This window comes from Moraxella bovis, assembly GCF_002014975.1.
Lineage (GTDB): Bacteria > Pseudomonadota > Gammaproteobacteria > Pseudomonadales > Moraxellaceae > Moraxella > Moraxella bovis.
The window spans coordinates 30,754-44,283 of the sequence record NZ_MUXV01000036.1; the positions used below are offsets into that span (position 1 = coordinate 30,754).

Annotated in this window: 15 protein-coding genes; 3 read left to right on the plus strand and 12 right to left on the minus strand. The window is 40.3% G+C overall.

The window, feature by feature from the left end; all coding sequences use genetic code 11:
- From tatC to B0182_RS14915, 6 genes are all read right to left on the minus strand, one after another.
- Complete coding sequence (gene tatC / locus B0182_RS09160) at window positions 1-729, minus strand: twin-arginine translocase subunit TatC (protein WP_078274718.1); 729 nt, start codon at window positions 727-729, stop codon at window positions 1-3.
- Between the two features lie 32 nt (window positions 730-761).
- Window positions 762-1,286: a Sec-independent protein translocase subunit TatA/TatB gene (locus B0182_RS09165; RefSeq protein WP_078274643.1), complete on the minus strand. Its 525-nt coding sequence runs from the start codon at window positions 1,284-1,286 to the stop codon at window positions 762-764.
- A 6-nt stretch (window positions 1,287-1,292) separates the two neighbouring features.
- Window positions 1,293-1,514: a Sec-independent protein translocase subunit TatA gene (gene tatA, locus B0182_RS09170; protein WP_078274644.1), complete on the minus strand. Its 222-nt coding sequence runs from the start codon at window positions 1,512-1,514 to the stop codon at window positions 1,293-1,295.
- A gap of 65 nt (window positions 1,515-1,579) precedes the next feature.
- Window positions 1,580-2,368 (minus strand): bifunctional phosphoribosyl-AMP cyclohydrolase/phosphoribosyl-ATP diphosphatase HisIE, encoded by a 789-nt coding sequence (hisIE, locus tag B0182_RS09175; protein ID WP_078274645.1) that lies wholly within the window; start codon window positions 2,366-2,368, stop codon window positions 1,580-1,582.
- 69 nt (window positions 2,369-2,437) lie between these two features.
- A complete protein-coding gene (locus B0182_RS09180; protein ID WP_228157821.1) occupies window positions 2,438-3,130 on the minus strand; it encodes an Lnb N-terminal periplasmic domain-containing protein in 693 nt (230 codons plus the stop codon).
- The gene (locus B0182_RS14915; RefSeq protein WP_228157746.1) at window positions 3,070-3,534 is read right to left on the minus strand and encodes a hypothetical protein; all 465 of its coding nucleotides are present in this window, start codon (window positions 3,532-3,534) and stop codon (window positions 3,070-3,072) included. Before B0182_RS14915 ends, B0182_RS09180 begins: the two co-directional genes overlap by 61 nt.
- A gap of 177 nt (window positions 3,535-3,711) precedes the next feature.
- Between B0182_RS14915 and rpmI the strand changes: the two genes are divergently transcribed.
- The 3 genes from rpmI to hemN all read left to right on the plus strand — a co-directional run bounded on the left by rpmI (window position 3,712) and on the right by hemN (window position 5,891).
- Complete coding sequence (gene rpmI / locus B0182_RS09185) at window positions 3,712-3,909, plus strand: 50S ribosomal protein L35 (RefSeq protein WP_029102391.1); 198 nt, start codon at window positions 3,712-3,714, stop codon at window positions 3,907-3,909.
- A gap of 16 nt (window positions 3,910-3,925) precedes the next feature.
- On the plus strand, window positions 3,926-4,282 hold the full coding sequence (rplT, locus tag B0182_RS09190; protein WP_078274647.1) for a 50S ribosomal protein L20: 357 nt from the start codon (window positions 3,926-3,928) through the stop codon (window positions 4,280-4,282).
- Window positions 4,283-4,514: 232 nt separating this feature from the next.
- Window positions 4,515-5,891 (plus strand): oxygen-independent coproporphyrinogen III oxidase, encoded by a 1,377-nt coding sequence (gene hemN, locus B0182_RS09195; RefSeq protein ID WP_078274648.1) that lies wholly within the window; start codon window positions 4,515-4,517, stop codon window positions 5,889-5,891.
- Window positions 5,892-5,942: 51 nt separating this feature from the next.
- Here hemN and B0182_RS09200 read toward each other — a convergent pair whose 3' ends face one another.
- The 6 genes from B0182_RS09200 to B0182_RS09225 all read right to left on the minus strand — a co-directional run bounded on the left by B0182_RS09200 (window position 5,943) and on the right by B0182_RS09225 (window position 13,225).
- The gene (locus tag B0182_RS09200) at window positions 5,943-6,893 is read right to left on the minus strand and encodes a calcium/sodium antiporter (protein WP_078274649.1); all 951 of its coding nucleotides are present in this window, start codon (window positions 6,891-6,893) and stop codon (window positions 5,943-5,945) included.
- A gap of 104 nt (window positions 6,894-6,997) precedes the next feature.
- Entirely contained in the window at window positions 6,998-9,496 is a 2,499-nt protein-coding gene (locus tag B0182_RS09205; RefSeq protein WP_078274650.1) for a DEAD/DEAH box helicase, read from the minus strand.
- A 1-nt stretch (window position 9,497) separates the two neighbouring features.
- A complete protein-coding gene (locus tag B0182_RS09210) occupies window positions 9,498-10,499 on the minus strand; it encodes an FRG domain-containing protein (RefSeq protein WP_158079675.1) in 1,002 nt (333 codons plus the stop codon).
- Window positions 10,492-12,156, minus strand: a complete 1,665-nt coding sequence (locus tag B0182_RS09215) for an Eco57I restriction-modification methylase domain-containing protein (protein ID WP_078274652.1) — start codon at window positions 12,154-12,156, stop codon at window positions 10,492-10,494. Before B0182_RS09215 ends, B0182_RS09210 begins: the two co-directional genes overlap by 8 nt.
- Window positions 12,157-12,525, minus strand: a complete 369-nt coding sequence (locus B0182_RS09220; protein WP_078274653.1) for a hypothetical protein — start codon at window positions 12,523-12,525, stop codon at window positions 12,157-12,159. It lies immediately after the preceding gene.
- Window positions 12,515-13,225 (minus strand): restriction endonuclease subunit M, encoded by a 711-nt coding sequence (locus tag B0182_RS09225; protein WP_078274654.1) that lies wholly within the window; start codon window positions 13,223-13,225, stop codon window positions 12,515-12,517. The genes B0182_RS09220 and B0182_RS09225 overlap by 11 nt, the downstream gene beginning before the upstream one ends.
- Window positions 13,226-13,530: the final 305 nt, after the last annotated feature.

Sequence of the window (13,530 nt, forward strand, 5' to 3'; positions counted from 1 at the left end):
CTACGCCCCATTATCAGCAATCTGTTTATCAGGCTTCACAATCATTCTTGCCACAACAAGCCCCAATTCAAACAAAACACACATGGGAATGGCAAGCATGAGCATACTTGCCCCATCAGGCGGTGTGATGATTGCCGAGACAAAAAAACAGCCCACGATGATGTATCGGCGTTTGTCGGCGAGCCATTCAGGGGTTACGATACGCATGAGTACCAGCAGCATGGTCGCCACAGGTATCTCAAACATGAGTCCAAACACCAAAAACAGCTTGATGACAAAATCCAAATAACTCTCAATGTCGGTCATCGGCAGGACGTTGTCAGGGGCGAATAAGACGAGAAATTTTAGGGCAGGCACCAGCACCACAAAATACGCAAACGCCATGCCTACATAAAATAGGACAATGGCGGACAGCAAAAGTGGCAGAGCCGCCCGTTTTTCGTGCTTATATAGAGCAGGCGAGACAAAACCCCAAATCTGAGCGGTGATAAATGGCACGCAGATGAATAACGCCACAAAAAACGCCAGTTTTATCGGAGCCAAAAAGCCAGACGCCACTTGGGTGGCGATGATACTGGCGTTATGGGGTAGCAGAGCGACAAGCGGACTTGAAATCAAGTCATACAAGGGGCGACTAAAATACATGAGCGGTAAAAACACGACAAGCACCGCCACCGCCATGCGGATAAAACGGGTTCTAAGCTCGGCAAAATGTGCCATGAGTGGCATATCGCCATCTGCAGTCTGTTTATCTAACTCGCTCACACGTCCCCCTGATATAAGAGTTTGTCGGCTTTATAATTGGGCAAAAATGGGGCGGGGGGCAGACGGCGTTTTTTGTCATAATCGCCCAATAAAAAAAAGCGATAAGTTAAAGGTAAGGTGTCGTATTGGGAGGTATTTGCTTGGGGGTTTTCACTGTCTGTGTCAGTGTCTTGAGCGTCTTGCTTGGTGTCTTGAGTTTCTTGCCAATTCTCCAAAATCGCACTTTGGTTGGTGCGTGCGATTTGGTCAGTTTGGCGGATTTTGGCTTGCAGTTCCTGCATTTGGGCTTTCATCTTGGCTTCGGACGCACGAATCTCATCAATCTCCGCTTTTAGGGCGTTTTGTACTTCGGTGAGTTCAAGCTCGCTCACCAGCTCACTTTGTAGGCGTGCCGACATACGGCGAAAATTACCGTACCATTTGCCAAGCGTGCGTGCGGTGATGATGAGTTTTTCAGGGCCTAAGATGATGAGTGCGATGACCCCAAACAGCCCAAGCTCAAATAAGCCCAGATTAAACATAGCCTATCAGACCGTCTCGTCTTTTTTGATCTTAATCTCTTCTACTTTGACGTCTTGGGTGTCATCGGTTTGGGTAAGTTTGGGCTTGTCGTCTTCTTTGACCGCATCTTTAAAGCCTTTGACGGCAGAACCTAAGTCCTTGCCTGCATTTTTAAGTTTGCTTGTGCCAAACACGATGACCACCACCACCAATAAAATCAGCCAATGTGTGATAGAAAATCCGCCCATGATATTACCCTTTTAAATTTTAAAAAAATTAGTCTAACATAAAATTTTGACAAAATGATGAAATGTTACCCTTTTGTCGTGCGTGCATTTTTCTCATCAATGCCCGACAGCCCAAACCGTCTTGCCAGCTCGGTCAATACATCATCGCCCGACAGCCCTAACTGGTGCAAGGCGACAAGGCTATGAAACCACATGTCCGCCACTTCATAGACCACGTCCGCTTTGGCATGTTCGTCATTGTCGCCTGTGGCACGCACCAGCTGTAATTCTTTGGCGGAGATAATCGCTTCGGTCGTCTCTTCGCCCACTTTTTCTAGGATTTTGTTAAGCCCTTTGTGGTATAGACTTGACACATAAGAGCTGTCTTTGTCGGCGGTTTTTCGCTCATCTAAAATACGGTCAAGCTCGCCAATGACTTTGCTATTATCCAGCTTAATCAGCGTCTGAGGTGCGTCCACTTTTACCGTATTACCATAAATTTCGCTAGGGTCTTTAATAACCTTATCCACCGCCACCCAATCAAGGCTCGCCATGTCCAATTTTTCAAAAAAACAGCTCGTCCGCCCCGTGTGGCACGCAATCCCCCCAATCTGCGTGATGATAAGCACAATCACATCTCTATCGCAATCGGTGCGAATCTCATAAACGATTTGAGTGTGTCCGCTTGTCTCGCCCTTGTGCCACAGCTTGCCACGAGAGCGACTAAAATACACCGCCTGCCCCGTCTGTGCCGTCATCGCCAGAGCTTCACGGTTTTGCCATGCCATCATCAGTATCCGCCCTGTCTTATGGTCTTGGGCAATGGCAGGAATTAGTCCGTCTGCGTTAAAATTTAGGGTATCAAGATAGCTCATCATCGTCTCCTTTTGGGGTATTTTATCATAAATTTATCACAAAATCCGCCAATCATGCTAGGGTACGCCCTAATCAGATTTTGGCAAACCCTGCCTAATAAGTCTTGAAAATTCACGACTTTCCATGTCCGTTTTATTCAAATGCTCGACATAAGGATTGGCGCGTGCCATGGCTCGCCACATATCCACCGTGTAGCTTGTGTCAATCGCCCGCTCATCGTGCAGATATTCTGGCAACAGCCCTGCAAGTAGTGCCCGATAATCCACAGGTATCCGCTCAATCTCCCCCATCATATCAAAAATCAACGTGGTGCAATTACTAATCAGCGTATTATGCCAACGGGCTTCGTGGTTGAGACTCTCGCCTTTTTGTAAATAAAGCAAAAACAGCTCACGCACGCTTTCTTTTGGCAAATTGACAGGATAAATGTACATGTCTTCGCCACGCACGTTGGTGCGAGAGTATATCAAATCCTTCTCATCGCCCACGACAAGCCCAAGCTCAAACTGGCGAAAAAATCCCCCAATCGCCGAAAAGCTCTCATGCGACTCTTTACGAATTTCAATAGAAAAGCTTAATTTTTCGCTATTTTTAAAGACAAAACTTGCCATCGTATGTACGATTTTATCCAAGCCCCAATCCGAGATGATAAGCTCAAAAGTTTCTAGCTCTTGTAGGTTATACTGGCGAGTTTCCCAATTTACATCATATTTGTCCTTATCATACCAACGAAAATTACGCACATTGTGCAGGGTAACCATATCGCCTTGTTTTTCGTATTGAATGATTCTGGCGACTTCATCATGCCAGATGCGGTCGTTTTTTGCGTCCATGCCAAAATACCACCCAAGCCCCACGCCAAAGCAGATAAGATACACCGCCAAATCCGTCCGCCGTCTAAAAATCGCCCGAGTAATAAAAAGCCCGTTAAACTCATTGCCAAACACGCCAAAAATACCATAAAAATTTGCGTACCCACATCGCCAAAGGGCTTATGCACCCATAGTGCCATCAGTAGCCAAAAACTGCTCGCCCCAACAAAGAGCGTAAAGGCAATCAAGATAAGCCACACAAAAGCACGGGTTACAAAAAATCGGGTGATAAACCGCCGAACGGCAGGGGGTAGAGCCTTGATAAGGGCGTTTTTGGGAAGTTGGTCGGTCATAATTTTGGCAGATAAAAGGGCTATTATAAAGAACTTCAAGAATAATTGCACACAAAATCTTGCAATCCACCCAAAAACCCTTTATAATGCACCTCCCACCTTCCGCTATTTATTTTTAAATAAATTGGCAAAAAGGTTCATCGGTTGGTCTGCCAACCTTTAATAAAGAGGCTACTTATGAAAGTAAAACTAAAAACCAAACGTGGTGCGGCAAAGCGTTTTAAAAAAACCGCCAACGGCTTTAAACGCAAACAAGCGTTCAAACGCCACATTTTGACCAAAAAATCTCCTAAGCGTATCCGCCAATTGCGTGGTTGCGTCATGGTTCACGTCGCTGACGTTCCATCAATCCGCCGTATGTGCCCATACATTTAATATCTAGGAGAATATAATGGCTCGTGTAAAACGTGGTGTACAGGCTAACCGCCGTCATAAAAAAGTCTTGTCTCGTGCAAAAGGTTACTATGGTGCACGCTCTCGTGTGTATCGTGTTGCCGTGCAAGCGGTAATGAAGGCAGGTCAATATGCATATAGAGACCGCCGTAACAAAAAACGCTCTTTCCGCCGTCTGTGGATTGCTCGTATCAATGCAGGTGCTCGTCTAAATGGTCTGTCATACAGCCGCCTTATCAATGGTCTTAAAAAGGCAAGCATTGAGATTGACCGCCGTATCCTAGCAGACATCGCCATGCATGACGCAGCAGCGTTCACGGCAATCTGCGAAAAAGCAAAATCTGCCCTAGCCTAAGCTAACAGCTTGCTTAAAAAACCCCAGAGCTTTTGTTTTGGGGTTTTGTTTTTGCTTATTGAATAAATTTACCAATCAGCCCAAATCCGCACCATTTGGTATTTTTAAAACAATGGTCTTGTTGGGCGTGCTCTTCATGCCCTTTGACGACATCAATCGCCAAAAGTATTATTGTCTCGCACCACCCAAACGGTTATAATAACATTCCAATATCCATTTATTGACAACCGCCATGCACCATTTTAGCCAAGTCAGCTTTGATGAAGCCTTGATTCAAAAATACAACCGTCAAGGCCCTCGTTACACGTCCTATCCGACCGCCTTAGAGTTCGCCCCCATTCTGGACGGTGTGGAGATGAGCATTTTACAGCAAAAAGACCCTGCCGTCCCCCTATCGCTCTACATTCATATCCCTTTTTGCCGTCATCTGTGCTACTACTGTGGCTGTAACAAAATCATCACCAAGAAAAACAGCGACTCGGGCGATTATTTGGATTATCTCTTTAGAGAAATTCGCCATAAAAAATCCCTGCTAAACGGCAATGCAAAAGTCAAACAAGTCCACTTGGGGGGCGGTACACCGACCTTTTTAAGTGATGATGAGCTAACCATATTGTGGCGGTTTTTACAAGATGAATTTGACTTTGCTGATGATGGGGATTATTCGGTAGAGATTGACCCACGAGAGCTTAGACAGACAACTTTGGCGGTTTTACGCTCACTAGGGGTCAATCGCTTATCATTTGGGGTGCAGGATTTGGACGAGACCGTACAGATAGCTGTGAACCGTGTACAGCCCCACAGCATGGTGCAGGCGGTCATGCGTGAAGCCAGAGAATTGGGCTTTGGCTCGATTAATATTGACTTAATTTATGGCTTGCCCCATCAGAGTGTGGCGAGCATGGCGGACACGGTCGCTAAAATCATCGCCCTAGCCCCTGACCGCTTATCGGTGTTTAACTACGCCCATCTGCCCGAACGATTCACCGCCCAACGCCGTATCAAAGATGACGACCTGCCTAGTCCTGCCGACAAGCTCACCATGTTTGGCAACACCATCAAGGCACTCACGGACGCAGGTTATCAGTATATTGGCATTGACCATTTTGCTCGCCCTGATGATGACATGGCAATCGCCCAACGCCAAGGCAAGCTCCATCGCAACTTTCAAGGCTATGCCATCTTAGGCGAGTGCGACCTGCTCTCATTTGGGGTGAGCAGTATCAGTCAGATTGGCGAACATATCCTACAAAACCCCACTGATTTAAAAGAATATCAAGCACGCATTAATGACGGCACGCTCCCTGCCATCAAGCACATCAAAGCAGATGACAAAGACAAACTTCGCCGTTATGTCATCATGAACTTACTATGCCATGACCGTCTGGACTTTGCTGATGTTGATGAGCGATTTGGCATTGACAGTCGCCGTTATTTTGAGCCAGAGCTGGCAAACCTACACCAAATGGCAGAAGACGGGCTTGTCTTTATCGATGAGGCGGGTGTACAAATCCTACCCAAAGGACGGATACTGGGGCGTAACGTGGCAATGGTCTTTGATGAATACCTAACCCAAAAGCACAGCGGACGGTTTAGTAAGGTCATCTGACACCCAATAAAAAACGACCATCACATGTATGGTCGTTTTTTAGGGCATGGTTTAACCACCCACAAACAGCCATATCGTATAACCCACAAAGATAGACAACAGTACCGCACCCACACCACGCCCAAGTTTTTGACTGCCACGCACAGCAAACAGGCACAGGACAAACAGCAAGCCCGTTACCCCACCCATGACAATCATATCACGGCTCACCACTTCACGAGCCACCGCCATGGGCATGATGGCAGCAGGAATGCCCACGACCGCTAGGGTGTTAAAGATGTTTGAGCCAATGACGTTACCCAATGCCATCTCGTCTTCGCCCTTGCGTGCGGCGATGATGGATGAGACCAGCTCAGGCAAGCTCGTACCCACCGCCACGATGGTAAGACCGATGATAAGCTCGGACAGCCCTGCGATTTTGGCAATCTCCACCGCTCCCCACACCACAAGGCGTGAACTTAGCACCAGCACCACCAAGCCCCCGATGAGTTTGGCGAGTGCCATACCCATGCGAAAATCCACCGCGTCAGGCACATCATCACTGGCTGATTTGCCCAGTTTTGCCATATAAATCTGAAATGTCAAAAACACCGCCAACGCCCCAAGGAGTATCGCCCCATCCAGACGACTTACCTGCCCGTCCAATAACTGAAAAATCGCCAAAGCGGTAATGCCGATGAGTATCAAAAAGTCGGATTTGACCAAGGACTTTTGAATAAACAAAGGGCTGACCAACGCTGTTGCACCCAGTACGAGCGTGATGTTAGTGATGTTTGAGCCGTACGCATTACCCAGTGCCAAACCAGGGGCTCCGTTTAGGGCGGATAGCACCGACACGACTATCTCAGGGGCGGACGTGCCGATACCAATCACAAGCATGCCTACCAGCAATTTGGGCATGCCAAATTTTAGGGCGATACTAGATGACCCTTCAATAAAAAACTCGGCACTATGCACAAGCAAAGCAATGCCGACAATCATCGCAATAATGGCTAATAACATAGAATAAAAGATAAGAAAAGGGGCGTGTATTTTAGCACATGCCAAATATTACATTGTTATTTCTCGGTAAAAATAAGAGCGTATCACTACGCCCTTAACTTTATTCACACCCCCAGACTTTCATATTGGCTACGGCTAACGACCGTATTAAATAACCCTAAATACACCGTCTTCTTATCAATCCCTGCGTATTCAAGGCTAGAATCTTCGTAGCGTTTAAATTTATAAACAGCATCGTTCATTACGCTTTCATCAAAGACATTTAAAGATACCAAAAGGGCAAAATCCGCCTGAGATAATCCTGTTACTTTTGTAAACAATTCAGGTTCAAGCTCTTGTATCACATCTTTTAAACTGTGTTCCCGAAAATCAGACAAATACATAAAAATGGGAATGCGTGTGGCAAATTTGATGAGTTTATCTTGAATTTTCTTTCGTAAAGATTTTTGCTCCTTTTCTTCATCGGTTAATGTTTTTTTGTCTTCTTTTGACAATTCGCCATCATTGTCTTTGGCTTTTTCTTTTAAACCTTTGATTTTTTCAGAGCGGTTAATGACGACTTCAATCTCATCATTTAGACTTCTAAATTCTTCAATTTTCATCAAAGCGTCCAATGCGTCCTGATTTGCCATTAGATTTTTTAAAGTAATGTCATCAACATTGACCAAAAGTGCCGACTGCCAACGCCTTGCCAAAAGAGTCGCCGTTGTGCCACTCATCGCCATATCTAGGAGTAGTTTTGCGTCCACTTGTTGCATTGCACTGCCATCATAAGCAAGCACGGGCAAAAAGGCGATAAATTCAGCGACCTTACTCTCAGGATTGCCTTCGGCTGGGTTTAGTTTGTGGGCATAATCAGCGATTTGGCGTAAAGCACGATTGGGGGCAAAATCAAAAATATAACATTGATTTTTAATAATATTTGCCCCATCATCACCCTGTACTGTCCACGGGGTTTGCACTCGAAACCCCGCCTGAAAATAAGTCTCAGGACTGCTACAATTACGAAGCATAAAAATCCCTGTCCACGCAGGCACAGATACGCCCGTCATCAATTTACCACAAGACAGCGTAATGGATTTGGTTGCCAAAGGATTGTTTGTCATTGCATTTTTGACAGGAATTAACGCCCTATCGCCCATTCCTGCATTATTGCCTGCCGATACGATAATATCATAATCGTGATAAAATTTATTATTAGGAGCTTTTAATAAATTCGCCATTGCAAAACAACTCGCCACACTTGGCAAAAACCAAAGGGTATGCAATAAGCTATTTAATAAATTCACATCACTAAATGGCATTGGCGGTTTGGCATTGCCTTGCTTTAAATTGCTAACAATCATTTCATCAAGATTATCACGAATTAAATCCAGCCATTTTTGTACATAATTTTCGTGTTTAAATTTGGCATTATTACCACTACCGTCCGCCTTAAAAAACTCGCCCAAATCAAACTCATTAAACTCGCCTTGTGTGGCAATATGGCGAATATTTTCTGGTAATTGATAAGTAAGTAACATCATTTGGGGCAATGACAAATAAGGATTATCGCCTTTTGTTTTGTCCCAATTTAATTTTTCTCTTTGTTCATCGCCATAAGTCCAATTAAAGATTTGCTCTTCAATAAATTCGCCACTGGCAATCGCTCGAAATGGCGTACCTGATAAATACAAATAATGCTCTGTGGTAATCGGCAATTCATTTTCATTAAAATTTTCTACGCCAATTTCCATTTCTTGATATTCATTTTGCATTTGTGCCAATTCATCATCTTTGGCAAAAAGCGATTTGGCACTATCACGCCACGCCCCAAAATGATATTCATCAAATACCACACAATCCCAGTTTATCGTATGTATCCATTCATTTTTGGCTTTGATATTACCAAATCTATCTTTGCCAAGCACATCTTGAAAAGAAGCAAAATATACCATTGGTTTGGTTTTATCATAATTATCTATTTTTAATTCGCTATCACGGCTGATAAATTGCCAACCATTAAAATCAATGTGGCTTGTCAAATCCTCTTCCCACGCATTTTTTACCGCAGGTTTAAAGGTTAAAATGAGCACCCGTTGCCAATTCATTTTTTTGGCTAATTGATAGGTAGCAAACGTTTTACCAAATCGCATTTTGGCATTCCATAAAAAATGCGGTGTGCGATTGTTATTTTTATCTTGTTTGATAGAATTAAAATAATAAGCGGTTTTATTCACAGCGTCTAATTGCTCTGGACGCATTTTAAAATCTTGTGTTCTTTGCCTTTCAAAAGTTTTGGATTGTTTGATATTTAAAATGGCGTTTTTTACTGTGTTAATATCACATTCAAACCATTCGCCTGCAATGCGTTTTATACCCATTTGTTCTAGCATTTTATGCACGGCAAAATCTTTAAAATAACTGCCGTCTTTTTTAATCGCCAACGATTCAAATTCCACCTGCCAGCTTTGGCTTGGGGTAATGGTTGGATAATGTTGTTTCATTCGCTCCATAACGGTCTCTTGGGCGGTATAGCCTACTTTAAGACAATTTGGATAACGGCTATCAGAATAAACATAAATCTTTGGGGCGTGTATTTGGGTAAAGGTTGGGTTGGTCATTTTAAATCTCTACATAACGGCTAATAATATGCTTGGCTTGATTGTCAATTTCGGGAAATAGTATTTGATGACTAATACCAAAAGATTTTAAGTCATCACAAATTGTGCTTTTTGCGTGCTTATTAATAATAAGCCTTTCACCATTATAAAATCTTTGCCAATCTAGCATAAAATTTGCTGGTGTTAATTTATTATCTTCTATACCAAAAATTAAAAAAGCTCCTTGTTGCCTTTTAATTCTTTCATTATTTAAAGTTGGTTTAACACACAAAACCCTATTAAAATCACGAATATCTATATTTGGCAAAAAATAAGGCTTATCTTTACGAATATCATTCAATAATTGGACAATCTCTGGATATTCATTAAATATTTTATTGATAGCCTTGAAATAACCATCATTTAAATCTTTGGTTTGATAACTTAAAATATCATCATCTATTTGTGTATTGATATTAATCAAATTATCTTGTAAATTTAAAGGATTTTTTCTTAATTGACTAAGTAAGATATTGGTATCCGTCAAAAAATCTTGATGAGCCATTTTTCTATAAAATCCTACATCAAATTTTTCATCTCTTAAACTTAATGCAGATAAAATTGCTACGGTATCACTATCGTGATATTTAATTTCATCATTTGGAATATCAAAAACCAAAACTTCGCCATTTTGTTCGTCATCATTATTATTGACTGCAAAATACAAAGCAACCAAAATATTGGTGGTAACATCTAAAATTCTGGTTTTATAGCCATAATGTTGCATTCTAACCAGTTTTTCAAACAAATTTTCGTGTGGATAAAAATATTCAGCACATTCTGTTAATGCGTCCTTTATCATTTTATGTTCATATTTTATAAATTCATCGCTGCGATAAATGCTTGGCTCTAATTCAAATTTAAAATTAGGGTGTCCACGAAAAAATCGAGTAAAACCTTGCCTTGGTTTACCTAATTGCGTTAATTTATTTGCCAATTCTGCAATACTGCTAATCTCAATCATCATCATTCCCCAAATCTAACTGTGATTGTGTGGTCTTTTTACCACGAGACTTTTTAGGTTTTACACCAGTCTCATTATCCATTGGGCGTATCATTTCTTGTATATATCTAATATCGTCATTATTAAACCCATACTTTGCAAACAACTCTTCATCAGTCCAAGGTTTTGAGAAATCCTGCATTGGCACAAGCTGATAAACTCTTTTTGGTGCATCTTGCGTGTTTTTTATAAGTGTAATTAGAAAATGAAAAAATTGCGTATTGATATAACTCATCACATTTTTACAAGTTTGTTCACTATCAAAACAACCAATTACCAAGTAAGTCTCTGTACAAGCTGTATTTATACCTGCATATATTGGTTTTAGTAAATCATTTTTGCTATCACCTGTACCAAATGCTCTTGGTACAATCACTTTATGTTTTAGAACCCATTCTTGATTTTTCAGTATTTCTGACATTTTGATATAACCAATACCACCATTTTGGAACAAAACTACATTTTCATTACAATTTACATAAGGTTTTGTTTTTCCTTTTACAAAAGTTCTTAGTCCAAAAGGTTTTAATGAGCTAACAAAGTCTGAAAAACTTTTTTCTTTTAATTTTCTAACTTTATTTAAAATAGAAACAGCATTATTATAACGCACAAATATATCAATCCCATTTTCTTTTAAAGGTCGTTTTACTTGCGAAATACAATGACCATTATCATAGGTAAATACTGTACAATCATCATTATAAGTTTTATCCCATAAAAAATAATTGACGCCACCTTTAATTTCCACATTGTCAAAACAATCTTTTGAATTGGGAAAATCGTGAATTTCTTTAATGCGTTTATCATTAAGCATATTATCCCGAAATTCATCAAGCCCTTTACCGCCTGCAAACCAACGGCTAGGCGTAATCATAATCAGATAATTGGGATTTAATTTTTTAGCTTGTTCAATAAACAAATGATAAATGGGTTTTGCACTTGCTCCTGCTCCACCGTCATCTAATTGATAAGGCGGATTGCCAATAATCACATCAAATTTCATCTTTAAAATCTCATTAAAAATTGTTTCTTTATCGCTATGAATGAACGCATAAGCGTGATTTTCTAACCCATTTCTATCGCCAAATACCGCTTGGCTTGCCCCACATTCTGTGCATTTTCCATCTTTAAATTGATGATTGACATTACCAAAAATAATATTACCCATTTCATTATCAAATTCATCACAAATAGAAATGACTGAATTGGCAATTCTGGCACAATACACACTACGGCGTGATAATAGGGCGGTTAATTGGGTAATGGCAATACCAAACACTTGATTTTTACAAATATGGTTAATGCGAGTTTGTTTATCGGGAATTTGAGTTGCCAAGCCTTTATCTAAGCGTTTGACAATTTCTCTTAAAAATACGCCTGATTTACATACAGGGTCTAAAAATTTCGCCTTTGGATTTTGCCATAAATCATTGGGCAATAAATCAAGCATTAAATTTGCCAATTTTGGCGAAGTAAAAACTTCGTCATTAGAAAGACTGGATAAACAATCCAAAACATCAGGATTATAAGCCAATTCAAATAAATTTAATTGACCTTTACCAATATTATCCAAATCAGGAATGATGTTGCTGTCTATTTGAAAGTTTGAGTTTTCCATTTATAAATTACCTTTATCTATTAATACATCAAAACCCACATTACAGCTTTGGGTTGCTATCTGATTTTTTAGAATATGATTAATGCGAGTTTTTTTATCAGGTATTTGACTATCTAAACCCTTATCCATTCTTTTAATTACTTCACTCACAAATATTTGAGATTTGCAACTATTATCTAAAAGTTTAATATTCGGATTAGACCAAATATCACTAGAAAACAAATCTAGAACCTTATTAATAACTTCTTTTGTTAAGTTATCATCGACATTTAACACGGCAAGACAATTCAACACATCGTCATTGTATAAACTTTCAGATAAATTTAGATTTCTTTCTAAATTTACATCTTTAATAACATCAAATTTCATTTTTTTGTTCTCTTAATTTTTTAAAATCAGTTTCTGTATAATCAGGGGGAATAGGCTTAGCAATAAACCCTTTATCAATAGGCGAAGCGTTGTCTAGTTTTTCTACTAAATTTTCATAGACATAATCACGCCTTTGTACTAAAATATGACTAGTAAACTTCCATTCGCTAAATACAATAGGATTTTCATTTAAATCTTTTAGGGTTAAGGCATTACCATTTATGATATTTTTATTTAATAAAAATTCAGCTATTCTTATTATTTCATCATCAATATCTTTAAAATGGCTTTGATAATGTTCTGTAAAAATATCCAATAATCGCTTACGGCATTCAATGCAATTATCTGACAAAATTTCTATGCCATAAATGGACGATATGGCATAAATAGCATTCCTTTCATAATCAGATTTTGAGTATGTGTAAGATTTTTGACCTTTTTTCTTGATTTTTACCAATTTTAAAACAAGGCTAAGTTTTCGGCTTAGAATTTCCGCCAAAAAATTACCATTACCACACGCAGGCTCCAAAAAGGTCTTTCCAATAGCCTCTTTGTTACCTGCCTGCCAAATAGCATTAGGCAATAAATCCAACATTGCGTTTACTTCCCTTTCGGCTGTAAACACTTCACCAAAATCCGCCACTCGTTTTTTGGATTTGACTTGTCTATTATTGGTTGGTATTGGGGCGGTATCAGTCATTTTGCACCGCCTTGCTTGATGGGATTTGGACAAATTTTGAACACGAAAAAAGCCCGTCATTAGGCGAGCTTTTAAAAAATAAGAATGGACGGTTAATTAAACAATCATTAACCGTGCGAATTGCGAATTGCGAATTGCGAATTGCGAATTGCGAATTGCGAATTGCGAATTGCGAATTGCGAATTGCGAATTGCGAATTGCGAATTGCGAATTATTTTAGTGAGCATTTTACTAATGTCAAGTCTCATAAGTCATTTTTACAAAAATTTCCCCAAATATTCTAGCATAATCCCTACATATAAGCA

Coding starts and splice junctions, on each gene's coding strand:
- tatC (WP_078274718.1), bottom strand. CDS start 729: ATGCCACTCATGGCACATTTTGCCGAGCTTAGAACCCGTTTTATCCGC.
- B0182_RS09165 (WP_078274643.1), bottom strand. CDS start 1,286: ATGTTTAATCTGGGCTTATTTGAGCTTGGGCTGTTTGGGGTCATCGCA.
- tatA (WP_078274644.1), bottom strand. CDS start 1,514: ATGGGCGGATTTTCTATCACACATTGGCTGATTTTATTGGTGGTGGTG.
- hisIE (WP_078274645.1), bottom strand. CDS start 2,368: ATGAGCTATCTTGATACCCTAAATTTTAACGCAGACGGACTAATTCCT.
- B0182_RS09180 (WP_228157821.1), bottom strand. CDS start 3,130: ATGGTTACCCTGCACAATGTGCGTAATTTTCGTTGGTATGATAAGGAC.
- B0182_RS14915 (WP_228157746.1), bottom strand. CDS start 3,534: ATGACCGACCAACTTCCCAAAAACGCCCTTATCAAGGCTCTACCCCCT.
- rpmI (WP_029102391.1), top strand. CDS start 3,712: ATGAAAGTAAAACTAAAAACCAAACGTGGTGCGGCAAAGCGTTTTAAA.
- rplT (WP_078274647.1), top strand. CDS start 3,926: ATGGCTCGTGTAAAACGTGGTGTACAGGCTAACCGCCGTCATAAAAAA.
- hemN (WP_078274648.1), top strand. CDS start 4,515: ATGCACCATTTTAGCCAAGTCAGCTTTGATGAAGCCTTGATTCAAAAA.
- B0182_RS09200 (WP_078274649.1), bottom strand. CDS start 6,893: ATGTTATTAGCCATTATTGCGATGATTGTCGGCATTGCTTTGCTTGTG.
- B0182_RS09205 (WP_078274650.1), bottom strand. CDS start 9,496: ATGACCAACCCAACCTTTACCCAAATACACGCCCCAAAGATTTATGTT.
- B0182_RS09210 (WP_158079675.1), bottom strand. CDS start 10,499: ATGATTGAGATTAGCAGTATTGCAGAATTGGCAAATAAATTAACGCAA.
- B0182_RS09215 (WP_078274652.1), bottom strand. CDS start 12,156: ATGGAAAACTCAAACTTTCAAATAGACAGCAACATCATTCCTGATTTG.
- B0182_RS09220 (WP_078274653.1), bottom strand. CDS start 12,525: ATGAAATTTGATGTTATTAAAGATGTAAATTTAGAAAGAAATCTAAAT.
- B0182_RS09225 (WP_078274654.1), bottom strand. CDS start 13,225: ATGACTGATACCGCCCCAATACCAACCAATAATAGACAAGTCAAATCC.